Origin of the sequence: Paenibacillus sp. V4I3 (genome assembly GCF_030817215.1) — a bacterium.
Lineage (GTDB): Bacteria > Bacillota > Bacilli > Paenibacillales > NBRC-103111 > Paenibacillus_E.
In genome coordinates this window covers 6,539,381-6,563,707 of record NZ_JAUSZA010000001.1, presented here as the reverse complement: position 1 = coordinate 6,563,707, position 24,327 = coordinate 6,539,381, and the positions used below count along the sequence as shown (strand labels likewise).

Annotated in this window: 25 protein-coding genes; 20 read left to right on the top strand and 5 right to left on the bottom strand. The window is 44.1% G+C overall.

The window, feature by feature from the left end; all coding sequences use genetic code 11:
- Positions 1–139 precede the first annotated feature (139 nt).
- Entirely contained in the window at positions 140–1,024 is an 885-nt protein-coding gene (locus QFZ77_RS30305; RefSeq protein ID WP_307445484.1) for a TetR/AcrR family transcriptional regulator, read from the bottom strand.
- A 184-nt stretch (positions 1,025–1,208) separates the two neighbouring features.
- Here QFZ77_RS30305 and QFZ77_RS30300 point away from each other — a divergent pair, with 184 nt between their 5' ends.
- The 11 genes from QFZ77_RS30300 (at position 1,209) to QFZ77_RS30250 (ending at position 11,351) form a co-directional block, all read left to right on the top strand.
- A complete protein-coding gene (locus QFZ77_RS30300) occupies positions 1,209–1,928 on the top strand; it encodes an MBL fold metallo-hydrolase (protein WP_307445481.1) in 720 nt (239 codons plus the stop codon).
- A gap of 320 nt (positions 1,929–2,248) precedes the next feature.
- Entirely contained in the window at positions 2,249–2,803 is a 555-nt protein-coding gene (locus QFZ77_RS30295; RefSeq protein ID WP_307445477.1) for a TetR/AcrR family transcriptional regulator, read from the top strand.
- A gap of 20 nt (positions 2,804–2,823) precedes the next feature.
- Positions 2,824–3,843 carry a zinc-dependent alcohol dehydrogenase gene (locus QFZ77_RS30290; protein ID WP_307445475.1) on the top strand — a complete coding sequence of 340 codons (1,020 nt, stop codon included), beginning with the start codon at positions 2,824–2,826 and terminating at the stop codon, positions 3,841–3,843.
- Positions 3,844–3,866: 23 nt separating this feature from the next.
- Positions 3,867–4,754, top strand: a complete 888-nt coding sequence (locus tag QFZ77_RS30285) for an alpha/beta hydrolase (RefSeq protein WP_307445472.1) — start codon at positions 3,867–3,869, stop codon at positions 4,752–4,754.
- Positions 4,755–4,845: 91 nt separating this feature from the next.
- Complete coding sequence (locus QFZ77_RS30280) at positions 4,846–5,607, top strand: glucose 1-dehydrogenase (RefSeq protein ID WP_307445470.1); 762 nt, start codon at positions 4,846–4,848, stop codon at positions 5,605–5,607.
- Between the two features lie 51 nt (positions 5,608–5,658).
- Positions 5,659–6,111: a GNAT family N-acetyltransferase gene (locus tag QFZ77_RS30275; RefSeq protein ID WP_307445467.1), complete on the top strand. Its 453-nt coding sequence runs from the start codon at positions 5,659–5,661 to the stop codon at positions 6,109–6,111.
- Between the two features lie 168 nt (positions 6,112–6,279).
- Positions 6,280–6,858 (top strand): TetR/AcrR family transcriptional regulator, encoded by a 579-nt coding sequence (locus tag QFZ77_RS30270; RefSeq protein ID WP_307445464.1) that lies wholly within the window; start codon positions 6,280–6,282, stop codon positions 6,856–6,858.
- Between the two features lie 150 nt (positions 6,859–7,008).
- Positions 7,009–7,707 carry an SDR family oxidoreductase gene (locus QFZ77_RS30265; RefSeq protein ID WP_307445461.1) on the top strand — a complete coding sequence of 233 codons (699 nt, stop codon included), beginning with the start codon at positions 7,009–7,011 and terminating at the stop codon, positions 7,705–7,707.
- A 130-nt stretch (positions 7,708–7,837) separates the two neighbouring features.
- On the top strand, positions 7,838–8,836 hold the full coding sequence (locus QFZ77_RS30260; protein WP_307449966.1) for an NADP-dependent oxidoreductase: 999 nt from the start codon (positions 7,838–7,840) through the stop codon (positions 8,834–8,836).
- Between the two features lie 165 nt (positions 8,837–9,001).
- Positions 9,002–9,265, top strand: coding sequence for a hypothetical protein (locus QFZ77_RS30255; RefSeq protein WP_307445458.1), 264 nt, complete (start codon positions 9,002–9,004; stop codon positions 9,263–9,265).
- A 637-nt stretch (positions 9,266–9,902) separates the two neighbouring features.
- On the top strand, positions 9,903–11,351 hold the full coding sequence (locus QFZ77_RS30250; RefSeq protein WP_307445456.1) for a LamG-like jellyroll fold domain-containing protein: 1,449 nt from the start codon (positions 9,903–9,905) through the stop codon (positions 11,349–11,351).
- A 184-nt stretch (positions 11,352–11,535) separates the two neighbouring features.
- On the opposite strand, the gene QFZ77_RS30245 is transcribed toward QFZ77_RS30250, so the two are convergent.
- The 3 genes from QFZ77_RS30245 to QFZ77_RS30235 all read right to left on the bottom strand — a co-directional run bounded on the left by QFZ77_RS30245 (position 11,536) and on the right by QFZ77_RS30235 (position 15,210).
- Positions 11,536–12,900 (bottom strand): TolB-like translocation protein, encoded by a 1,365-nt coding sequence (locus tag QFZ77_RS30245; RefSeq protein WP_307445451.1) that lies wholly within the window; start codon positions 12,898–12,900, stop codon positions 11,536–11,538.
- 328 nt (positions 12,901–13,228) lie between these two features.
- Complete coding sequence (locus QFZ77_RS30240) at positions 13,229–14,239, bottom strand: bifunctional glycosyltransferase family 2/GtrA family protein (RefSeq protein ID WP_307445449.1); 1,011 nt, start codon at positions 14,237–14,239, stop codon at positions 13,229–13,231.
- A gap of 5 nt (positions 14,240–14,244) precedes the next feature.
- On the bottom strand, positions 14,245–15,210 hold the full coding sequence (locus QFZ77_RS30235; protein WP_307445446.1) for a phosphodiester glycosidase family protein: 966 nt from the start codon (positions 15,208–15,210) through the stop codon (positions 14,245–14,247).
- Positions 15,211–15,557: 347 nt separating this feature from the next.
- Between QFZ77_RS30235 and QFZ77_RS30230 the strand changes: the two genes are divergently transcribed.
- The 6 genes from QFZ77_RS30230 to QFZ77_RS30205 all read left to right on the top strand — a co-directional run bounded on the left by QFZ77_RS30230 (position 15,558) and on the right by QFZ77_RS30205 (position 19,786).
- Positions 15,558–15,878 carry a hypothetical protein gene (locus tag QFZ77_RS30230; protein WP_307445443.1) on the top strand — a complete coding sequence of 107 codons (321 nt, stop codon included), beginning with the start codon at positions 15,558–15,560 and terminating at the stop codon, positions 15,876–15,878.
- Positions 15,865–16,533 carry a PspA/IM30 family protein gene (locus QFZ77_RS30225; protein WP_307445441.1) on the top strand — a complete coding sequence of 223 codons (669 nt, stop codon included), beginning with the start codon at positions 15,865–15,867 and terminating at the stop codon, positions 16,531–16,533. The genes QFZ77_RS30230 and QFZ77_RS30225 overlap by 14 nt, the downstream gene beginning before the upstream one ends.
- Positions 16,534–16,768: 235 nt before the next feature.
- Positions 16,769–16,939 (top strand): hypothetical protein, encoded by a 171-nt coding sequence (locus tag QFZ77_RS30220; RefSeq protein WP_307445439.1) that lies wholly within the window; start codon positions 16,769–16,771, stop codon positions 16,937–16,939.
- A 39-nt stretch (positions 16,940–16,978) separates the two neighbouring features.
- Positions 16,979–17,854, top strand: a complete 876-nt coding sequence (locus QFZ77_RS30215) for a stalk domain-containing protein (protein WP_307445437.1) — start codon at positions 16,979–16,981, stop codon at positions 17,852–17,854.
- Complete coding sequence (locus tag QFZ77_RS30210) at positions 17,826–18,323, top strand: carboxypeptidase regulatory-like domain-containing protein (protein ID WP_307445435.1); 498 nt, start codon at positions 17,826–17,828, stop codon at positions 18,321–18,323. The genes QFZ77_RS30215 and QFZ77_RS30210 overlap by 29 nt, the downstream gene beginning before the upstream one ends.
- Positions 18,324–18,565: 242 nt before the next feature.
- The gene (locus QFZ77_RS30205; RefSeq protein WP_307445431.1) at positions 18,566–19,786 is read left to right on the top strand and encodes an MFS transporter; all 1,221 of its coding nucleotides are present in this window, start codon (positions 18,566–18,568) and stop codon (positions 19,784–19,786) included.
- Between the two features lie 6 nt (positions 19,787–19,792).
- Here QFZ77_RS30205 and QFZ77_RS30200 read toward each other — a convergent pair whose 3' ends face one another.
- The gene (locus QFZ77_RS30200; RefSeq protein WP_307445428.1) at positions 19,793–20,761 is read right to left on the bottom strand and encodes an L-lactate dehydrogenase; all 969 of its coding nucleotides are present in this window, start codon (positions 20,759–20,761) and stop codon (positions 19,793–19,795) included.
- 462 nt (positions 20,762–21,223) lie between these two features.
- Between QFZ77_RS30200 and QFZ77_RS30195 the strand changes: the two genes are divergently transcribed.
- The 3 genes from QFZ77_RS30195 (at position 21,224) to QFZ77_RS30185 (ending at position 24,320) form a co-directional block, all read left to right on the top strand.
- Positions 21,224–22,216, top strand: a complete 993-nt coding sequence (locus QFZ77_RS30195; RefSeq protein WP_307445425.1) for an aldose 1-epimerase — start codon at positions 21,224–21,226, stop codon at positions 22,214–22,216.
- Positions 22,217–22,284: 68 nt separating this feature from the next.
- Positions 22,285–23,421: a Gfo/Idh/MocA family protein gene (locus QFZ77_RS30190; RefSeq protein WP_307445423.1), complete on the top strand. Its 1,137-nt coding sequence runs from the start codon at positions 22,285–22,287 to the stop codon at positions 23,419–23,421.
- Entirely contained in the window at positions 23,418–24,320 is a 903-nt protein-coding gene (locus tag QFZ77_RS30185) for a sugar phosphate isomerase/epimerase family protein (protein ID WP_307445420.1), read from the top strand. The genes QFZ77_RS30190 and QFZ77_RS30185 overlap by 4 nt, the downstream gene beginning before the upstream one ends.
- Positions 24,321–24,327 lie beyond the last annotated feature (7 nt).

Below are 24,327 nucleotides of genomic sequence, written 5' to 3'. Positions count from 1 at the left end.
TATTCATCCAAGAAATGTAGGCATGACTATTCACTATGTTAACGGAGAACTATAGCTCAAAAAAACCAAGACAAAGCTTCAGGAAGATAAACCAGCAGCCTTGTCAAGGCATTGATGTGTTGCGGTCAAACACGGCAATCTAGGTCAGCAGCAGCTTGAGTTGGCGTAGATACGAGCGCAGCTCCGGAACGGCCTCTAGATGAGCCTTCAGCACTCGCAGCAGAGTGAGGTTCGGCTTCTCCGAAAGCACTTCCTTGCGAAGCAGACCGACGACGTCCCTTAATTCCATGCGAGAGGCTTCCGACAAGGGGAGTGTTTGAATCCGTTCCTCCATCGCCGCAAGGAAGTCGCGAACTGTCCCTTTCCGCGCCGCCTCATCGCTTCGGTCCAAGGGATTGGAACTGACGATCCTTTCGCCGACAATCGACTTGGGCGCCGTTCGGATCAAATCCTGAACGATGGCGTCCATTCGATCTACGATAAAGTCCGCAAGCTCAGCGATCGGCAAAGAAATCACCTTTCGTAAGACGCCGTTCATATATTCGTGAAGGATGCCCCGGAAGATCAAGACGGCGTCCCACGCATACGGCTCGAGCCGCTCGCCGAATGTCTCGATCAGCATCTCCTTTCGCCAGGTCAGCACGGCGATCTTCATCTTCTTCTGCGCCTCCATGAACGGTTCGTTCTCCATAATGGGAAGCTCATGGAAGTCGATCATAAACGAATGATTCTCAAGGATGTAGTATAGATAGAACTCAATCTTGCGGCTCAGCTTCTCCTTCGGGGACAAGCCAGGCGGCATTCCGGAACGGTCGAGCTCGGACGCTTGCTCCAGCAGCGTTTGATGGCAGGCTACGAACGCCGCCGTAAACAAGTCCTCTTTGGACGGATAAAATTTGTAAATGCTTGCTTTCGCCACTCCGCACGCTTCGGCGATGTCCTGCATGGAAGCGGCGCTGAAGCCCTTCTTCCGGAACAAATCCATGGCCGTGTCGAGGATTTTATCCTTCTTTGAATACTCCATACTGAAGATCACCCCACCCTATTTTGACATGAGATGCGAATGAGGTCAACGTTCCTCCATTGACATTATAACTCTATAGTTCTATATTGAACTCATGAGTTTTATGTTTATTATAAGGAGGTGTGCCGATGTTCGGCCCTTGTGCCGGCACGGCGACAGTATGCGCATTGCGGAAGGATTAGAGATGTTGGAATTGGAGATGAAGCTTGGCGGACGTTCGATGATGATTCACCCTGTCATCGCCCTAGACAAGGATTCTTGGACGTTGATCGATACGGGCACGCCGGGCTTGTCAGGCGAGATCCTCGCCTATGCCGAGCAAGCCGGAATCACTGGGAGGCCTCTGAGCGCAATCGTTTTGACGCATCAGGACATCGACCACATCGGCAGTTTGCCGGAGTTTCTGGAGAAAGCGGGCGCAGCACCGTTTGAAGTATACGCCCATGAAGACGACAGGGACACGATCGACGGGAAAGCGCCGCTACTGAAATTCCCTCCGGACAGATTACAGGCCGAGCTGGCAACCTTACTGGACGAGGTGCGCATTTCGTTCGAAAATGTCTTCCTCCGTCCGTCCAAGACGAATGTGACGCGGCTAATGTCGGACGGCGAGACGCTTCCGATCGGCGACGGTTTGACGGTCATCCATACGCCGGGTCATACGCCGGGCCACGTCAGCCTTTACCACCAAGCGAGCAAGACGCTGATCGCCGGGGACGCCTTGGTGATCCACAATGGTGAGTTGCAATGTTCGTCTCCCTACTCAACCATTGACATGGGGAAAGCTATCCGCTCGTTGGAGAAATTCAAACCGTTCGACATCGAAAGCGTCGTCTGCTACCACGGCGGACTAATACGAGGCGATATTAACAAGCTGATCGCGGAATTGATCGTAAGGTTGTAATCTGTTTCCCGAGCGCTTCGCGACTTTAATCATGCCTTGAGAACTTTATTTGTCTTTTATATGTCATGAAAAAACCAGCAAATCCTTATGTTTGCTGGTTTCTTGCACTTCAAAACTTCATTGTCTCCCAACAAGAAGTATGGGATGACAATGAAGACGAGCGCTTTCACTTTCCTGGGGTGAGGCGCTTTTGTTTTTAAGGAGTTTATAAAGCCGAATGCCGACACCAATTCAAAAGGAATTTGACGTTGCAGAAAAAATAGATTAGAGTTATTCTACAGGTGTGTAATAAAATTAAAAAAGTTTTTGGAGGGCGAGTGATGAACGAGCAAGATTTACGCGTCATCAAAACAAAAAACAATTTAAAAAATGCATTGATTATTTTATTAAAGGAAAAACCGTTAGAAAAAATTAATGTTACGGAGTTGTGTCATGCATCTGGCATTACGAGAAAAACTTTTTATTTACATTACGAGAGTATTTCTAAATTGTTCGAAGAAAAAATTGAGCAATTATTAGTTGATTTAGAGGCATCATTATTAGCAACTTCTAAGTATCGTCTAGAGGCAGATCATCATCGTTTAGAACCCCAAATGATTCATCTATTCCAACATGTTTACGATAATCAAGATTTTTATCGTTTCATGTTCAGTGCAGGTTCAAATTTTGCTTATTATGAGATGTTTTTTATGCAAATAAAAAAACTTGTGAAAAAATCATTGGATTCAATGGCAACGTTTGGGCGGGTAAGTGAATTTGAAATGTCTTATCATGCGAATGCAATCTTAGGTGTAATCATGGAATGGTACTATCACAATTTTGAAGAAACTATTGATGAGATGAATCAGTTATTACTTAAAATTTTAAAACTATAATCTTAAAGGAGTGGACCGATATGATGAAAGCTGCCATTTATTATGGAAAAAATGATATTCGTGTAGAGGAAAGAGCAATTCCTACAGTAGGCAGTAAAGATGTATTAGTTCGTAACTTGCGAGGCGGTATTTGTGGCACGGATATTAATATCGCGAGAGTTGGCGCAGGTAATATGGGTATTAGTTTTGGTGCAGAGTTTGGACATGAAATGGTCGGTGAAGTCGCCCAGGTAGGAGCAGACGTACCAGCTGATATTAAAGTCGGTATGCGTGTGGGCATTAACCCTATTACGGCGAAACGAGTTGGGCGTCGCAAATCACTGGAATGCTCAGGTTTTTCTCAATATGTCCTAATAGAGGATGCGGCGTTAAATTATAACTTATATGAAATGGATCAACATATTCCCTTAGAAACAGCTGTATTAATGGAGCCTGTAAGTGTCGGGCGACATGGCGCTTTCCGGGTAAACCCTCAGCGGGCAGATAAAGTCGTTGTATTAGGTGCTGGTACGATTGGTCTTTCAGCTGCAGCAAGCTTGATTGCAGAAGGCATTACGAATGTTTGTGTCGTTGACATTGATGATTGGCGTTTAGAAAAAGCGACAGAACTAGGTGCTGTTACAGTGAACTCAATGAAAACGGATTTAGCAGAAGGTTTAACAAAACATTTCGGCTTAGTAAACGTTTATGGTCATATCGTGCCAGATGTTGATGTTTTTATTGATGCAGCCGGTGCACCCGTTCTATTCGAAAATGTCATGAAAATTGTTAAATCTCAAGCGAAAATTTCAATCATTGCGGTTTATAAAAATGATGTACCCGTTAGCTTGGCCCAAATTATGTCAAAAGAACTGTTTATTCAAGGAGCAAGTGGTTATACGCATGAAGATATTACAAAGGTAATCGATCACCTAACAAATAAAAAAACAAATATCGGGAATATCGTCACACAGGTCTATAAATTAGACGATATCCAAGAAGCATTCAACGTAGCAATCGAAGCAAAAGGGGCTATCAAGGTTGTTGTTGACTTATCTTAAAATAAGAAATGGAGTGAACAACAATGGATAAACAGCAACAATTGGAAATTGCCCAAAAATTGAGAGAGAGAGTCGTCGGTATGGGCTCTGCGCTTAGACCGAGTTCCCTACCATCGGTTCAAAGGGAAGAAAGAATAATCCCTTCCTCTTATGGCGGTACTCGTGTGCTGATATATAAACCGGACAATGCTTTATCTTCTTCGCTGCCTGTATACGTCAATATGCATGGAGGCGGCTTTATCTTTGGAAATGCGGAAATGGATGATGTTTGGTGTGGAGTGATTGCCGATCGTACCGGTTGTGCTGTAGTCAATGTCGATTACAGGCTTGCGCCAGAGCATAAATTCCCAATTGCTGTTCATGAATGTTATGAAGTTGTGAAATGGGTTCATGAGCATCCGGAACAATTGTCAATTAACCCTGAGAAAATAGCTGTTGGTGGTCACAGTGCAGGCGGCAATATGGCTGCAGCTGTTTGTTTGTTGAATCGGCAGCGTGGTAATGAGCTTCCAATTGTCTATCAGATTATCGATTATGCACCGTTGGATTTGGATACTGACCCGGCTCTAAAACCGAAATTCGAGGAAGCTATTCCGGCGGAGATATCAAGAACGTTTAATTCTTTATATCTTGAGACTTTGGAAGATGCCCGTAATCCGTTAGCTTCCCCTATTTTTGCAGAATCACTTCATGGCCTGCCAGAAGCGTTAGTGATCACTGCCGAGAGGGATTCGCTTGCTGCAGAAGGGGGGAAATATGCAGAAGGATTGAAACAAGCCGGTGTGAAGGTAACGTACAAGCAGTATAAGGGAGTACCTCACGGATTCACTCATTTTGGCGATTTAGCTGTCGCAGAAGAGGCATGGCACCTCATGAGTGACAAGCTGAGAGAAGCTTTTGCAACGTCTTGATTAACCTACACAACAGAGGAAAGCATTCGAAATGCGAATAAATGATAAGAGCAGCATTATCCTTTACAAGGAATGAAAGGTGGAGACATGGATGAAACTGTATAATAAAGTGGCAATCGTTACTGGGGCTGCATCCGGCATGGGCAAGGCGATCGCGGAGCTGTATGCGAAGGAAGGCGCCAAGGTTGTAGTTGCGGATCTTAATCAGAACGCAATCTCAACAGTTGTTAGCGGAATCAGCCAGGCTGGCGGAACCGCAGTCGGCGTCGTAGCCAACGTAACGAAAGAAGAAGATATTCAAGCGATGGTGGACAAGGCTGTGGAGGCATTCGGAAGCGTGGACATCCTCGTGAACAACGCAGGCATCATGGACGACTTCCGGCTGATCGGGACTATGGAGGATGACCTCTGGGAACGGGTACTCGCGGTCAACTTGACCGGCCCTATGCGCGCCATCCGCAAAGCGCTTCCGTTCATGCTTGAGAAAGGCGAGGGTGTGATCGTCAATATCGTTTCGACGGCAGGCATCACTGGAGGCAAGGGGGGTGTCGCTTATACGTCTTCCAAGCATGGCCTTGTAGGCTTGACCAAGAATGTCGGTTATATGTATGCCAAGTCCGGTATCCGGTGTAACGCCATTGCGCCCGGGGGCGTTCGAACCAACATTGCTCATTCAATGGCCAATATCGATATGGCCGGTATGCAGGTCTTCCGGGAGGGAGCAGGAACACAACGGAAGGAACCGGTCGATCCGGTTGAAATCGCAACCGTTGCCCTCTTCCTTGCGTCCGAGGATTCCCGTTTTGTAAACGGGACCGTAATAGCCGCCGACGGCGGTTGGACAGCGTATTAATCTGATCAAGCGGATTCCATGGGCGATTACATGATCAAGGAGATAGAAAAAATGGAAATACGAAAGTTAAACGAAGACGAACAACCTCCATTGGAATTACTTTTATTAGCGGACCCTTCCCAGAAACTAGTTGAAGAATATATCAAAAGAGGTCAATGCTTTGTTGCTGAAGTGGATGATAGCATAATAGGTGTCTATGTTCTACTACGAACAAGGCCTGAGACAGTTGAGTTAGTAAATGTAGCAGTTGATGTAAACAACCAAGGCAAAGGGATAGGAAAACAGTTGGTGAACCATGCAATTCAAAATGCAAAGTTGCTCGGTTTTAAAACGATTGAAATTGGCACTGGAAATTCAGGTGTAGGACAACTTGCTCTCTATCAGAAATGTGGGTTCAGAATAACTGGAGTTGATAGGGACTTCTTTATAAGACATTACAGTGAAAAAATATTTGAAAATGGGATACAAGTTGTGGATATGATACGTCTATCACAAGATTTATAAGTGGATGTTTTTCAACTGAGGGACGGAGAACGATACTGAAGGAGCTTTCATCGCGGCAGCTCCTTTTTCTTGTTCATTCAAGTAAAAATAAATAGAGCAAACTCATAAAAATATTATTTACCGATCGTTCCCAATATGTTATATTGACGATGGGAGGAGGGAAATAGAATGGCAAGAAGCAAAGAGTTCGAAGAGAACGTAGTATTAGACAAGGCGATGAAGCTCTTTTGGGCACAAGGTTATGAGAAGACATCCTTGAACGATCTGGTCGAGCATATGGGAATCCATCGCAGAAGTTTGTATGACACATTTGGCGACAAACATACGCTGTTTTTGAAAGCTATGGATCGATTTCGCGATAAAGTCAGTGCTGAGCTTACGGGAGAAGTTAAACGCTCCAAGACTGCAGCGGAGGCTCTTCAGTTTATTTTTAGTTTCATGATAAATGGAGAAGAGGACTCGCCTTCAGGCTGTTTAATGGTGAATTCGGCGGTGGAATTGGCAATACGCGATGCAGATGTGGATTCAAAGTCCACTGAATCGTTCACTCTATCAGAGCAGCTACTCAAGGATATTATTCTGTGGGGGCAGCAGGATGGAGAATTCCCCTCAGATTACGATGCCGGTGAACTGGCGGAACATCTGCATACTGTATGTGTTGGGTTAAGGGTAATGACAAGAACCTCCATTCCCAAAGAAAAACTACACCGTATAGCCAATTTATCCATAAAACTTTTAGATAAATAATTATTTTATCCTTAGAATTATCGTTCCTATATGAGTAAGTCTGAGCTGTAGTGAAGCTTACTCCTAAGAGGATATCATTGCTTATACATTTTTTAGAATGATCGTTCTCGTATAGCTTCCAAAATCAAATAATAAAAGGAGCACATAAAAATGAAAATTTCTGAACAAGTCGCATTTGTCACCGGCGCGAACCGAGGTTTTGGCCGCCATCTAGCCCTTGAACTTCTATCCAGAGGGGCTAAGGTTTATGCTGGCGCAAGAAATCCGGAGTCCATTGACATTACCGGTGTAATTCCTGTAAAGCTGGATATTACCAACCCTCAAGAGGTAGCTGCAGCCGCTATGGTCGCTAAGGATGTTACGCTTTTGATCAACAATGCAGGATCGTCTACAGGCGCTTCTTTGATTGACGGTGATCTCGATAACATACATTTGGAGTTTAATACGCATTTCTTTGGCACACTTTCCATGGTTCGTACTTTTGCACCGATTCTAACAAATAACGGGGGAGGATCGATTCTGAATATTCTTTCCGCATTATCTTGGGTTAGTTCGGGAACTGTTGGCGCTTATACGGCTGCAAAGGCGGCAGAGTGGGCATTGACGAACGACTTACGTTTAAATTTGTATCCTCAAAATGTGAGAGTAGCTGGATTACATGTGGGCTTTATGGAGACAGACATGACATCGAGCGTAGAAGCTCCCAAATCCAACCCCGCGGATATCGCAAAAATTGCTATTGATGGATTAGAATCCGACAGATTTGAAATAGTTGCTGATGACGTGAGCCGAAAGATCCAAAGTGATTTTGCCGGTGGTGTATCTGCGATTTACCCACATCTCTCTTAATACAGACCGTGCGACATTCTTTTGGTGGTAACGGAATTGTGGGTTATACGGATTATCCTACGATGAAAGAATCAAAATCTCAAGAGAGGTAAGTATAACTTATATGGCGAATAAGGAAGAGAATCAAAAAATGAGAGCTGCTCAAATGCAGAAATATTCAAAAGTAGTTCAATTGGAAATGAATAATGTGAAAATACCAGAAATCAACAGCCATGAAGTGCTCGTTAAAGTAAAAGCTGCAGGTGTAAATCCATTAGATATTCTTATTTTAAATGGCAGTATTCGAATGATTGCTGATTATGATTTCCCATTAACTTTAGGAAATGAACTATCTGGTGTTATTGAGGCAGTTGGAGAAGATGTAGTTGATTTTCAGGTTGGTGACCACGTTTATACTAGGTTGCCGGTTAATAAAATTGGAGCTTTTGCTGAATATGTGGCCGTCAACGAAGATGCTATATCCATAATGCCAAAAAATCTATCCTTTATTGAAGCGGCTGCGGTCCCCCTCACTGCTTTAACTGCTTATCAAGCATTGTATGACGTACTCAATGCTCAGCCTAATGCAAAGCTATTTATTCCTGGCGGAACCGGCGGCTTCGGTGCTATGGCAATCCCCATTGCCAAATCAATGGGGTTATATGTTATTACAAGTGGCAGTGAAAGAGGTCGATCACGTACACTGTCGATTGGGGCTGATAAGTTTATTAATTATAAGGAAGAAAACTATGCTGACATTCTATCTAATATAGATTATGTTATCGACACCTTGGGTACAAAAGAGATAAAAACGGAACTTGATATTTTAAAACCTCAAGGGAAATTAGTATCATTGAAGGCCTTACCAAATTATCGCTTTGCTGTTGATAATAATTTTCCAATGTGGAAAAAACTATTGTTTGGTTTAGTGGGTGCTCGTTTAGATTTTTTAGCTTCTAGACATAACAATGAATATCGCTTTTTATTTGTGCGCGCCAATGGCAGACAATTACAAGAAATAACTAATCTTGTTGAAAATGAAAATATTACGCCTTCAATAGATTCAATTTATAATTTTGATGACATTAATAAGGCATTACTAAAAGTTTCTACTGGCCACTCCCAAGGCAAAGTTATTGTAACCTTCTAAGGGGCTATAACGGGTACGAGAGCGAAGGAGCTTGCCTCGCGGCAGCTCCTTTTTTGTTCATTCAAGTAACGGACAGATTAGTTGAATAAAATTGTCTAAACCGGCTATTATACAAATTCCACCAAATGACATTATCTGAAATAACCATGAAATCATGGAGGGAACATGAGAGTTTATAGAATTATATTAATCCTATTATTTATTTCTCTTGGTATTTCTGGATGTAAAAGAAAGACAATTGAAGAAGAGTTTTATAAAACACATAAAAAAGAAGGACAGAAAATAATTTATCAAGGTTCCGTAATGAAAAGACCGTTCATTTTATATAAAGCCCCTTTTGATAATGGAAATATTGGTATTGGATTGGCAATTTTTGAGGGTGATGATGCTAAAGGATGGAAAACTGAGTTCATCAAATGCAATGTATAATGAGACTAAATTGTTAATAGATCAATCAGGAATTAACTTTAATGACAATGATAGAAGGCATTTAATATATGGTTTTATTAATGATCCCGAAATAAACAAAATTGAAATAATCGATATGAACAATCAGGTTATCGAGGCAAATATTATTCAGACTAATTGGAAGAGAGTATATTTCGGATTAGTTGAAATGAATGAATTGAGAATTAACGCTTATGACAAGAACAATAATATCCTGTTCGAAGTGCCGTACAAGAGCGAGAATTAGATTGTTACTATACGTATGATTTTGTTTTTATGGTAATATTTAGTGAGAAGAATTTAGCAATGTATGGATGTACCGTCCTATATGCGAACATGTGAAGAGTTTCATTAGATTTTCTCGATAGAATCTCGACGAATAGATAATACTACAGAATTGGGGATGATTAATTATTTATTGTTGATAAATTTTATATAAGGGAATGAGTATTTTGGGCGATTTCAAGTGAGTTAGGCAGGCACACGGCTCTGATTATGAGGAATTTTCCTATCCGTATCCCGCTCTGTTTGGTAAAATACTAATGTCGATATTTTAGGATAAACATAGATTTTTGCAATAAATAAAAGCTATATTGGATCGGGGAGGAACTGGATCAAGATGAAACGGACATTTATGAAATGGGCACTTGCTAGACTGATGATCGTAACAGTCGTGTTAGTTTCCAGCGGCTACGCGTTATTGGGCAATGAGAATCATGCTATTGCCAGCGCCAGCATACCTACGCCGTCTATACTAATCTCACCTATACGAACGGTTATTATGGACACTACACCTGAAGTTATTATGCGAGCTCCAATGGGCTCAACGATCGAGATTTTTGAAGGCATAACGAAGCTTGCTTATAAAGACGGGAATGCATATTCGAATGTAATTCTTGAATTGCCTCCACTTCGTAAAGGAGTGCACATGCTTACGGCAAAGATCGTATCGAACAATGAAACGAATACTTTTTCTTTGCCTCCTATCGTTGTCGATGATAACGAAGCCTTCAATATCGAAGACATCGTACCGATCGCTTTAGACATGGCTGACCACGAGTGGGATATGAATGGGGATGGCGTGTTTGACCTCAAAGGGGAGATTGAATATTTACTTTCTCGAATTGAACCAAACACGATTGCATACCCAATCGATGATTTCACCGTTGTACCAACTGCTACGTCAGCCACGTACGCGACCTTTACTTTTAGCAAGCCATTTGGGGCGACAAGTGTGAAGTTGCTAAAGAAGACTGCTGCGGAAACAACGTTTATGGATGCAGGGACTCTCAGCGTCAGCGAAGCAACCTATACAGTAACCGGACTTACACCAAGCACATCTTATGAATTTAAATTGATAGTAACAGGAGGACCTAAGGCAGGGGAATCGAACAGAGTCTCTGTTATGACCCCACCTGTTCCATTGGTCGCCGAACCGTATCAAGCTTTGGATTTCAATGGTGCCGGCGATTATGTAGAAATCGCGAATGACATTGTTTATAATTCATCATCGTTTACGATTGAAGCATGGGTTAAACCGGAGGATTTTGAATGGAAGACAGGAATTGTATCCAAATATCAGTCGCCGGGTCAAGATTCCTTCACACTTCGTTTGAGTGACGGACCGCCGATTTATCCTGATTTTAATAGAATCAACTTCCAAATCGGTGATGGAAGAGAGCTTGATTCAAATACTAAACTTGAATTGAATAAATGGTATCATTTAGCGGCTTTATACGACGGTACGACTCAAACCATGAAGTTGTACATTAATGGAGTACTCGATTCCATGAGTTCGGGCGTCACTTACGGGAGAAATTCGTCCCCGATTACGATTGGCGCCGATTTTTTGGAATCACCTCGCTATTTCAACGGTCAGATCGGAGAGGTCAGATTCTGGACGACGGTAAGAACAGAAGTTGAAATCCAAGAGGATATGTACAACCATACTGTATCCGAAAACCATACGGATCTTGCAGGCTATTGGACTTTTAATGTAGGGGCCCTGGACCAGTCCGGCAACAGCCGAAACGGAACGATTCATGGCAGTCCTGCAACGATAAAATAGTGATTTGTGGAGAATAAAGACGTACCAATAAAGCAGGCGCTGCGGGCGACCTGCTTTATTCATTGAAGTAACGGCAGATTTGCTCCATGAGATCCATTGTTATTTATTACATAAAAAGGAAATTCTCTGTGCCTCGCAAAAGATCGTCACATATCTAGACAAGGAACGGCGTCCCGTCTACGTGCTATTTAATCCCTTTATTATAAATAAAATCTTCCGGAATCTGGCCTAACGGGATTTTCTGCTCTTTCTCCAGATCAAAAGCCCATAGTTCTTTGCCAACTAAGGCATCACTCTCCATTTTCTGATACAGAACGTACCGCCCATCACTGGACATTGCAACTAGATGGGCATTAATGGGATATTCCCGAATCGCTCCCGTTTGCACATTCACATCCAACAAGGAACGTTTCTCAGTCTCAGCAATAAGCCGATCACCGAACGCATCCAAGATGATGGAATAACCATACGTAGATCCTGGAATCAAGACCTTCTCTTCCTTGCCATCCAAATCGATTAGCAGCACATCAAAATAAGTCTTATCATTCAGGACTGTGTTTTTATTTGATTCAAAAGCGATAAAGCGTCCACCGCTTACAGGCGTGGGACGGCTAGAAGCAAATAATTGCGTTTTGGCTTCGCCGCTTCCTGGTTTCTCTTTACGAATCCGATCCCAGAGGTTATTAATCTCAACTGCGGAGAACAATGTCCTTTCCTTACTGCCATCGGCGGATATGAGCGTAATATTATCCATAGAGCCGTCGCGCTTAATTGTTTCACCGCTTGCAACGGTTACCGATTCACCTGGAACAGTGAATGCCATACCATTTGTTCGAAAAGCAACATCCCGTTCTCCTATAAAGTAATACCCAATCTCACTTGGTAACAACCTTGGATTACCATCCTGAGTATAGTAACGCTCTCCATCGTAATAGATATAGTCCTTGTAGCCTATCGATTCTCCTGAATCCAGCACAAACCGGAATCTCTTAGGATCTCCGTTCACTCGGCTTGGCGTAAAGGAATCGGATTGAATGCCTCGGCTTAATACGGACATAAAGAAAGAGGCACTTCCACCGCTAAGTTCGTTTATCACTTTCACTTCTTCACCTTGTTGGCCTTCTTGCGCGATTCGGACCTTTTTAACTTTTTCAAATGCCGGTTGATCTAAATCTAACTGTTTATTTTGTTCCACAAATATACGGTATCCATTTACCCCAAACCGATCGGCAACAGCGACTAATTCCGTAACCGGGTATCCAACTACTTCGTAGATCGAAGTTCCCTTTTCTAAAAAGGCGGCATCTCCGTCTTTGGTCTTATATTTGCTGTCATGTACATTTTCGCTCACTTTAAAGCGTACCTTCCCGATCTCTTTGCTGATTTTTCCAGGATCAGTTAGTACAGAATGCCAAGTACCCGTATAGGTGATTCCATCCACTTTAAGAAAATCCACCCAATCGATGATCGTATGTCTAACGGTTCCAAACCGGCATCCTGATAGCAAAAGTAGACAGATTAGCATCACAGCTGTCCATTTCATTTTCATTCTATGCACCCCTTTCTAAACAGACGTTACGATAGGCAGCGGAGTTGCAGGATTTACAAATGTTTATATGGGCATACAATTGCAGATGAAAGTCATATTCCTAACCCATCAACAGGCATTACTCACGAGTCTGAAAAATGTTTAGGTCAACCGCCATGACCCCGAGTATTTTTAAATTGTTTGGAAATACTTCGGTTCTATACCTTATATCGGGCATTTTGATGATTATGGGAATATAGTAGATCGGTGTTTCCGCGTGGGCTATTGGGCAAGAGTCGTCTTTCAACGGTAGCAAACCTAATTGTTATTGAAACAAAAATATTAGGGTTTAATAAACAAACTTCCGTTGACACCAATAACTGAGTAGAAACAAAAGGAATTCGGTCGCCAGCTTCGCCGGAACTAAAGGAACCTCGAATATGATATGAAGAAGGTATATGAATCCATAGTTGAGTGCGAGAATCACGGCTGCGAGTGAATAATATCGTGCTACAGACTTTAAGACAGTTCCCTTCCCTGGACGAGAAAAGATAAAAAGTCGATTCATAGCGTAATTCGCTGCAGAGCTCCCGACTCTAGCGCCAATAACGGAAACTAATAAATTAGAGAATATCATTTGAAGGATTAAGAGGAGCGCAAAGTCCATAAGTCCAGAAATCACAGAAGATGCGCAAAATTTCAAGATGGGCAGGTAGACTTTGAGCGAGTCTGCAATCGGACGAAAATGGGAAGACCGATTGTCGTTTAAATAAATTGTATCAATTGGCAACTCCGCAATGTTATACCCCCGCGCGGGGGCTTCAAGGAGAAGGTTCATCTCATATTCGAACCGTTCGCCCGGCACTTGACATAACCAACTGAGCATGTGGCTCGGGTACCCACGAAGCCCGGTCTGTGTGTCCCTAATGTCGATACCGGTTGTCGCGTCGTAAATTTTGCTGGTAAGACGATTCCCGATACGGCTTCGGAGCGGCACTTTCCCCGTAAATCTTCGGCTGCCAAGAACCATCGTCGCCTCGTGAGCTTCAATCGCTTGGGCGACAGTTACGATGTCCTTCACCGCATGTTGTCCGTCGCTGTCAGCACATACGACGCACTCGCTCAATCCGTGTTTCATTATATATTGAAAACCTGTCTTTAAGGCTCGACCTTTGCCCATATTTGAGATATGGGTCAGCACGGTACATCCCGCGGTTTTAACAGCTTCGAATATCTCGCGGAAGTTCTCGCCGCTGCCGTCGTCCACGACGACGATAGGCGCATCCGTCATTGCCCGAAGACGTGCAATCAACTCTACCAACCGATGATCGGGTTCATACGAAGGAATCAATACAGTCATGTTGGTTAACCCTCCCCTAGATAAAGGATATCGCTTACGCCGCGTTCCTCTTGTTTGCCCTGCGGATTATTTACGACTCGGCCCATAAAATACATCGTTGATGAACCGCCGCCGTCCAGGTTGTACGCTTCCTTGGCGCCAAGCTCGGCAAATAGCTTTGCGAATTCGTCCAGCGTTATCCCGCGGCTGTCGTTCTGTCTACCATCCACGACAACAAACACGTAATGATTCGGTGCGATCATACCGATCCCCGTGCGGGGGTTTGCATTCGAGATAGATCGATTGCCTACGTTTGTATCAATCTTGACATTAGTAAAACCCTGGATGAGTTGACCATTTTTGATTAATGCCGGACCGAACGAAAGCGTTTGGAGAACGCCCGCGTCCAGCAATGTCTGAGCTGTGACCTTTTTTTCGTCGTAGGAGGCCATCGTACCGTCCTTGTAGAAAGCGACGGCTTCCCGTGCAGGATCGTTCCGATACAGAACACCGTTTCGGATGATAATGCCATCGTTTCGAAAGCCATAGTAATCACCGTTGATCGCAAAGACGGCTTGATGGTTGGAAGCGATCTCGGAAGTGGTTTCGGTGATGTTGCGCCCGAACACGTTTTTAGCAAAAGCGGACTGCAGCAAGGAAGCGTCCGTAGTCTCGACGTCGGCTACGTAGTACGTAATCTGGTTGCTGCTAGAACCGGTTACCACTTGTTCGATCGAGATGTTAAGATCTTCGCTGCTATAATTCCAATCATCAGATTTAACTCCAGATGCGGTTGTTGCTGCTTGATTCGATTTCGAAGTAGCTTCCACTGATTCAGATTCTGCAGCAGTTGGCTCTACGGCAGTAACGACCACCTCCACATGTTCGATGAGGTAACGATCTGCTAGCTGGTATAGTACGCCGCACACGAGTGCGGTACATAACGTCACAATGATAAGTCGTTTACGCCGCGGGGACCTTTGGTTATTCAAAATTGTTGTGCCACCTTTCTTCGAGCAAGTTATCTTACATGGACAGTATAAAAGCCAAAACTGAACTTAACTTGAGTATTAAATGAATGTTTGCTGAAAGAATCTCAAGGTAATGTGCGTTCACTGAAGACAAAAATAAGCTGGCGAGTTCGCCAGCTTATTGCATGAGTTGGCCCGGCATGGGAGCTAGGTTGTTTCAAGGCTAGGAAACAGAAAATAAGGGCTTTTTTTCAGCAGACTTTCAGTCAATGTTCAACCGTCTTTCAGTTGGTTTTAACTGTCTTTTAAGAAACCGGGTCTATACTTCAACATGTAAGAAAAATACGAGAGGAAAGGCGGAGGAGGGCATGAGGCATGAAAATCCGGGAGGCCGGTTTAACGCCGGTAACCAGTTCTCAGAGGGATTTGCAAATGGTCATTATCACCACGAATTCCATGGTGGACCTATCCTTGTTATTGCAATCGGACTCTTACTTATTATCATTGCATGGGTATTTTGGAAGAAAATCAAAAAAAGAAGAACCGATATAAACCACTTGGTTCTGCCAACTTTCATTACGGACGAGCATTCCGTCATGTATAATGCGCCATCTGCGCAGCGGGCATTCGCCTTGGACCAATGGGAACGAAACCTACTTAAGGAGGATAAGGAAAATGGGCATTTTTAAACGTGTGAACGATATCGCTATGGCTAACATCAATGAGGTACTTGATAAGATGGAAAACCCGCTTATTATGGTTAAGCAATATATTAGGGAACTGGAAGAAAAGATCGCCGAAGCGAAGCTTGCATTATCGAATCAGCTGATCGCCGAACGGAAGTATGAAGTCATGATCACCGAGCTGGATCATATTGTTCAGAAGCGCATCCGCCAAGCGAATATCGCCATCGACCGGAATGAGGAAGAAATTGCGCAGATGGCAGTGGAGGAGAAGCTAACAAGTGAGAGAAAGCTTAAGGTGTACCGAGAGCAATATGAGGCTATGAAGCAGCAGACTTTGGCTTTAGAAGACCAGTTGAAAAAGTTGATGGAGCTATATGACGAGCTGGGAAACAAAAAGCTATTCTACTTGTCCAGAACAAATACAGCTCATGCCATTCAAAACGTGAATAGTACGATTTACTCGCTTGATGCCGAGAACATTCGGAAAAACTTCATTAGAATGGAGGAACATATCTGGCAGTTAGAAGCTAAAGCCGCTGCAACGCTTAGGGTGAACCAAATGGTTAGCGCCTCAACGATTAGCGTTCCGGATCTAGCCTTCAAAGAAGATGTAAGGCAGGAGCTTGAGAGACTAAAGGAAGCAAGAAAAGCAATATAACGACGATATAAAACCGATTCCAGGAGATCGCCTTAACATCAAACACCTCTCAAATCGTTCTAAGCGATTCGGGAGGTGTTTTCCATTTTATCACCTATGTCAGCGATTCCCAGATTACTTCCCGTTTGATTCTATAATCTTCCCTATGCATTTCCCTGCCATGTCTCATGAAACGGGAGTGCACTCGCTGTAAGATGAATGTAGTAAGTAAATTCATTTTATGGAGGTTATAACAATGAACAAAATGAACAAAGCACTGAAATGGATGTTGGGGGCTGCGTTGCTTGCAGCAATTGTTCCAACAACAGTAAGCGCAAAGCCGGAAGCGAAGCCAGAGATGGCTTCAGCCGCGAAATCAGGAGCGATGTTTGCAGCTAAGCCGGAGGCAAAACCGGAGGGACCTTAACCGGGACGGAAATATGTTCAGAAAAGGAGAACTGAAAGAATGATATTAAGATTCAACAAACGAAAACAAACTTCTGTAGTAACTCTTCTGTTGGCAGGCTGCTTGGCGTTTGGCGGAATCGCTAGCGCTTTTGGTGAGACACCGCCTACAGGCGTTCAGATTAAGGAATTCAGCCTACTTGATACGGCGTCTGACGTTGTCGGTTCGGCGGATTTTACGCCTGAGGGGAGCAAGAATGGTCACTTCAAGCTGCTTCTAAGCCTTGCTCAGAAGACGGTTATCAATTCCGTCGTACTGCGTTCAACGGATGCATATGGTAAGGATAATTATCAAGGGGTATGGCGAACAAACAACGTGACAACTGGGTGGTTGCTCGGCATTGTGCAGAACAAAACCGCTACAACAGCAAGTGGTATCTACCATGAAAGTAGCATCATCAACCCGGGTTTTCGTAAGGATGTAAAAGAACCAGTTGGTGAATTCGAAGGTGAGCTTACCTTCGAATTGTACGCGAGCGATAACGGCACGATCAAGGAGACTCAGTATTATGTGTTGGAAATTGGGACGCCGCAAGGTACGGTTGTTTCCAAACCGATAAAATATAAAAATCCGATGACAACGGGGGGAACTTCAACCTCACCAACACCTGTACCAACACCTTCTTCATCGCCGACTCCGACGCCAAGCCCGGCGCCAGCTCCTGCTCCAGTGGATAGTCCGATGATCCATGTGTTTTTCAAAGGACAAGAGCTTCAGTTTGATGATGCAAGGCCAATACTGAAGGATGGTTCTACGCTGGTCCCTTTCCGTAAATTATTCGAAACTCTTGGCTTTGAGGTAAAATGGATTGAGACTGGAATATTCCAACAGGCGAGAATTGCCCCAAATGGCCACATCCTGGCGGATGGGTGCTGACTTGACCAAATCGTTTAACGGAAAAAATTTCACTTTCCATTTGAGCGCTGACGGTGATCTTCCGCTCACGGGTAGTACTGGAGCCGCTCGTGACTTTACTTGGAGCAAATTTGACGGGCAAATCTATATCTATCCGTTCTTTTCATCATTTGATGATTCTCTGCCGGAGTTTGATATGAGCGATCTGGAATTGACGCTGACGCCTGTCGGTCCGCTGCTTGACGGCAGTGCAGGTAAATCAATAACGAAACGCGGAGGTCCGATTCAAGGCGGCGCAGGTATTGATAATGTTCCGATTGGTCGGTACAAGGCAACAGCTAGATGGGTACCTGAAGGACACACCCCAATGCCCATGCAGGTTAGTTATTACGGCGGCAAATATGCCGAGTCTGTAGAATTCGAATTTACACCTCCCAAAGGAGTATCTACAAGCAATTATCTCAGTGAACTCGTTGTTAAGCTTCTTTAGAATTTCATGCATTCCCGTTGATTTACTAATTTTGTAGAAAAAGGACCTTTATCGGTTGATGAGCCGGTAAAAGGTCCTCTTTAATTTCTTTAATATTAGGCTAACAGAGAATGTAGTGGAGGAGCTTGCTTTGAGGCAGTGCTCCTTTTTCTTAATAGAAGATATATGATGTTCTTGAGTTAATGCTTATAATTAATGTAGGAATATTAAAATCTACCATTGGAATGTTTAGGAGGATTCATGTGTTTAAGAAAATTCAAGGGAATGCTAGAGGCTGCTTAATTTATGAACCGATGTTTATTTTACCGTACAGTATGCTTACGACGTATGCGACAGTATATATGTTCCAATTGGGAGTCAGTGAGAGACAAATCGGTTTTATTACTTCGGTGGGACTGATTATGCAGATCTTTACTTCTTTCATCAGTGGATACCTTACGGACCGGATGGGTAGGCGCCGGGCTCTTCTCTATTACGATCTTATAAGTTGGAGTGCCGCCGCACTCATCTGGGCTGTATCGCAAAATTTCTGGTATTTTCTTAGTGCCGCCGTATTTAACAGTTTCCTTAGGGTGCCTAATACAGCATGGTACTGTTTGTTGGTCGAAGATACCGCTCAAAATGATCGGTCTAATGTATTTAGAATTCTGCAACTCATCGGGGTGATCGGGGGATTGTTCGCTCCGCTGGGTGGACTGCTAGTTAACCACTTCACGCTTATCCCTGCAATGCGCATTATGTACGCCATTTTCTGCGTTAGCTTAACGGTGATGTTCTTCGCCCGAAACTTCGCCACTCATGAGACGGAGATTGGAATCCGAAAAAGAAAAGAGAGCGCATCTTATAACCTGAAGGACACCTTACAATCTTATATCGATACGGTTAAGACCATCCTGTCAAACCGGGCGTTAATGATTGTCTTTGGTGTGTACATTTCCTTTAATTTTCAAGTGACTTTGCAAAATACATATCTCTCGATTTATCTTGTTGAAGCTTTGGATATTAGCGACGCACTCATTTCAATATTCCCGGCGGTATCCTCCTTAGCAATGCTAGCATTAATGTTCCTCGTTGTCCCGCGCTTAAAGGAGAATAAGGCACAAGGTTACATGATATGGGGATTTTCACTTGCGATCGTGTCAAAAATTATTTTAATTGCTGTTGCCCCGGGGCAAATTACCCTGGTGATAGTCAGTACAATGCTTGCTGCTGCTGGCAGTATTATTTCCAGCCCCTATCTGGAGGCGGTTGTCGCAAATTCCATTGATGACGAACAACGTGCCAAAATGTTTTCGATTCTGCAAGTTCTTGTCTTACTATGCATCTCTCCATCTGGCATAATCGGCGGATGGACGTATACCATCGATCCCAGGCTGCCTTTCATCTTGATCATCATATCGTCCGTCGTAAGCATCGTTTTGATGATCATGTTAATGCGTAGGGAAGCCAAAACCATTGGATGATCTCTTTTATTGATAGTGACTGTCGATAATAGACGCTTGAAGAAGGTGCTTACGAATTACGCTGCAGGAGTAACGAAATTTCTCTTGTTCCATATTATCGAGATGTAGCTCAACTACTTCCTTTACGCCATCTCGAGATATGATGGCCGGAACGCCAACACATACGCTTCTCTCACCGTATTCTCCATCTAAGATCGCGGACACGGCGATAATCTTGTGATCGTCATTTAACACAGATCGAGTGATGAAAGCCAATGCATTGCCGATACCAAAAGAAGTGGATCCTTTAAGGTTGAATATTTCCCATCCAGCCAGTTTGGTCCGTTGCTCCAATTGGTCAAGATCGACGAGACCGAATCGGTGCGGATGCTGGCTTATGATCTGATGCAGCGGTTTACCGCCAATGGTTACGTGTGACCAAGCCACGAACTGGGAGTCACCATGTTCACCGAGTACATACCCTTGTACGCTCTTCGGTTCGACTGGAAAGATTTCGGATAAGATCATTTTCAGCCGTGAACAATCGATGGAGGTGCCTGTTCCGATCACACGATTTCGTGGAAGACTGGATAATTTCCATACGGTATATGTAATGATGTCTACAGGATTTGTGGCAACAAGGAAGATTCCGTTAAACCCGCTTTGCATGATCGGTTGAACGATATCCTTCATGATATGAATGGAAGATTCCATTAGATCAAGACGGTTTTGAACTTTGTTCATGCTTGCCCCGGGTGTCAGAATCACAACGTCCACATCCCCACATTGATCGTAATTGCCCGCAAATACTTGGGTTCGCGAGTGAGTGAAGTCCATGCAGTGAGACAGGTCTAATGCTTGAGCCAATGCGTATTCTGGTGTGCGATTAATAAGCATTAATTCTTCGCAAACGGATTGATTGATTATGGCGTAAGCACAGTTTGAACCAACTAATCCCATCCCGACAATAGCGACTTTCCTCGGTTTCCAAGCCATAGTTACCTTCCTCCTTCAAACAAATAACGCTTGGTATATGATATATGTTGTTTGGTTGTACCATGTGACTAAACATGACGCAAAACCACAAATATCAGTCGATAAGTAATGTTTTCTAACATGGACATCCCAATTCCAGCAGTAACTGCACTGGCTGCTGCATAACCTGTACAAAGTCTGTATGTGCAGCAAAGGCAGCAGTTACAGTAGGATACACCTATATAATTCCAGAAAGTGCCATGTTACTATTGTAATAACTTCTATGTTCGTCGTAACAGCAATTGTCAAATATATCTTACGGAACAATAGCCGCATTCGGAGGGATGCTGCTGTTAAGCTATAACGCACATCGTATTTTGGACATCAGTTCAGCGTAAAAGCTGCCTTCGAATATTGCGCTGCTCATCGCATATGCCAGACAAAAATGATCTCTATGATGAGTATTGGAAAGGGTGGTGCATCATGAGTCGATATTCCGCGGTACCATTAATGAAAGAAGGATTCAAGGTCATTGTACTAAACGATGCACGAAGCGATGCAACCGCGGAAATTATACCGGAGGTAGGAAACAATCTCTTTCATTTCGGAAGCGGTGGACATTCGGTCATTTTGCCGCCAGTGAGTTTGCATTCGTTAAAAAGTGAGCCATTCGCCGATTTCAAATACGGCACTCCGATCTTGTTTCCACCCAATCGGGTGAAGAATGGTCGGTTTTCATTTCGCGGACGGACGTATAGCTTACCTTTGAACGAGCCGCCCTCTAATCATTTGCATGGCGAAATTTGCTCCAGAGCATGGGAAGTTCTTGAATACGGGGCAACGAACGAGAACGGCGCTTTTGTGATCAGCCGTTTCCGTTATGGGTTGAATCCGGATATCCTAGCTTATTTCCCTCATCCACTTTCTTTCACACTCACATACCGCCTCTATGAGGGGCGTTTATACTTGAACGGAACGATTCTGAATGAAGGGGAGGACGAAGCACCCTTTGCTTTCGGACTGCATCCTTATTTTTCAGTCCCTTTTGATAACGGAGAGGAGCTTGTTTTGAAGGTTCCGGTGACAGAGGAATGGCCTGTGACGAATGAAGCATTCGTGACGGGCAGGCCAGAAATTACACATTTCAGCCGAACCTTGAGCGATGGCGTCCAGATCTCAAACTATCCGCAGTCAGGTTGTTCACTGTTGACTTTCGATCACGGGGTTGAGGATCGAATTTGCCGCATTGAAATGAAAGATCGCGGGTACGCGATTGCATACCAGATCGATCGTCAATTTCCTTTTGTCGTGTTATTCCGTCCAAATTGGGCATCGGCTTTTTCGCTAGAGCCGTACACATACGTCACGGATGCGTTTAATCTATCCTATGAGCATGAACTGACAGGCGTTAAGGGCATCCGGGCAGGAGAAGAAATTGGTTTTACGACCTGCTTATGGATAGAATCCACTAAATAAGGGGGTGTCAGAACGAATAGTAGAAAGCGCTTCAATTGAAATAAAGGTCTAAGAAGGAGGAATATCTTGTGGGGACAATTGATTTAAACTTACATATCGATCCGGAAATGCCAAAGCGCAAAGATTATCGGATTGGCTGCATCGGTTCCGGTTTCATTATGCGGGACTGCCATCTAGTGGCTTATCGGGATGCTGGATTTAACCCATACGCGATTAGCTCAAGAACGTTTGAAAACGCCAAGGCTGTAGCAGAATTGCGACAAATCCCGCAGGTATACAGAACATGGGAAGAGCTGATAGAGGATCCGCTGATTGAGATTCTGGATATCGCGATCCCCCCGGATCGGCAGCTGGAAGTTGTTCAACAAGCGGTTAAGCAGAAACACATAAAAGGAATTCTGTGCCAAAAGCCGCTGGCTATGAATGCTCACGAAGCTCATGAAATTGTTGAACTCTGTGAAAGGGCCGGCATCCAAATCGCCGTCAATTCCAACATGCGTTACGACCAGTCAATGCGAGCGCTGAAAACAATACTAGACAGGGGATATCTCGGCGAACCCGTCCTCGCAACGATCGAAATGCGGGCAATTCCTCATTGGCAGGAGTTCCTGCATAAGTATGAGCACATTGAAATCCTCAATATGGGTATCCATCATATCGATATTTTCCGTTATCTATTCGGAGATCCGGAAAAGATCACCGCCGTTACGCGCAGAGATCCTCGGACGCCATTTAAACATATTGACGGAATTTCCCAATACACGTTCCAGTATGGCAGTGAGCTGTTAGCCACCAGTTTAGATGATGTGTGGGCTTGGCCGGGTGAGGGTGCTGAGAAAGATCAATATATCAAATGGAGAGTTGAGGGACTAGATGGCATCGCCCAAGGGTACATCGGCTGGCCGTCGTATCCCGAACGAACCCCAAGTACACTTGAATTCACAACGAAGCAGTCGCCTAATCAATGGTATCGACCCCAATGGGACGGGGTCTGGTTCCCGGACGCGTTTCAAGGAACGATGGCGCAGCTGTTGCGCGCGGTCGAGACGGACAGCGAGCCAGAAATCGGCGGCCGGGACAACCTGAAAACGATGGCTCTTGTAGATGCATGTTATAAGTCCATTGCCGAACAGCGTACGGTTGCAATTACAGAGATAGAAAGCCAATATCAATCTTACACTTATAAAGGAGGCATTAAATCATGATTTCTGTAGGTATTTTCAATGGGTATTATCCTTATACGTTAGCGGAGTCGATTTCGAGAATTCAAAGGGACGGTTTCTCCTCCGTTCAGCTGGACCTGTCTTTCAAGGATATGGATCTTTCATTTGAGTCGCTTACACGAGAAAAATGTCATACGATCCGCGACGCATTCAGAGACGCTAACTTGCCAATCGTCTGCATCTCAGGCTACACCAACATTATTCATCCGGATCCGAAGAAACGGGAACATAATCTATTCGGATTGAAAACGCTATTAAAGTTTGCCCGTGATCTAGGCACCCCCTACGTGATCAGCGAGACGGGTACCTACCATACGGAAAGCGATTGGGTGTGGGATGAGAAGAATGGCACCGAGGAAGCGTATGAGGAAGTGTGCAGACAGTTGGAGGAGCTGGCAAAATTCGCTTATGATCACGGTTCAGTTTTTCTGGTAGAGAACTACGTGAACAATGTCATCGGATCGGTCAACCAGTTGGCCCGCTTGTTTTCCGACGTGAATCATCCGGGTCTCGGACTGCTGATGGACCCAACTAACTACTTTACAGATAGCAATATTCATCATGTAGATGATGAGCTTAACCGCATTTTCAATATGCTCGGCGACAAAATCAAAATTGCGCATGCTAAAGATTGCAAACCCGCTGATGACACCTCTGAGAAGCACGCCACGATAGACGCTGTTGAATCGCATACGTTCCGAGGCGCTGGGGCGGTAGAGCTTCCAGCTCCCGGTCTGGGCATTCTGAATTATGACCTGTATCTGCAAAGGCTTTCCAAGCTTCATCCGAATATCCCCATTATTATCGAGCATCTGGATGAGCAGGACATCCCGCGCGCGAAGAAATTCCTTGATGACAAATTAAAAAAGAATGGCTGTTAATTAGTCG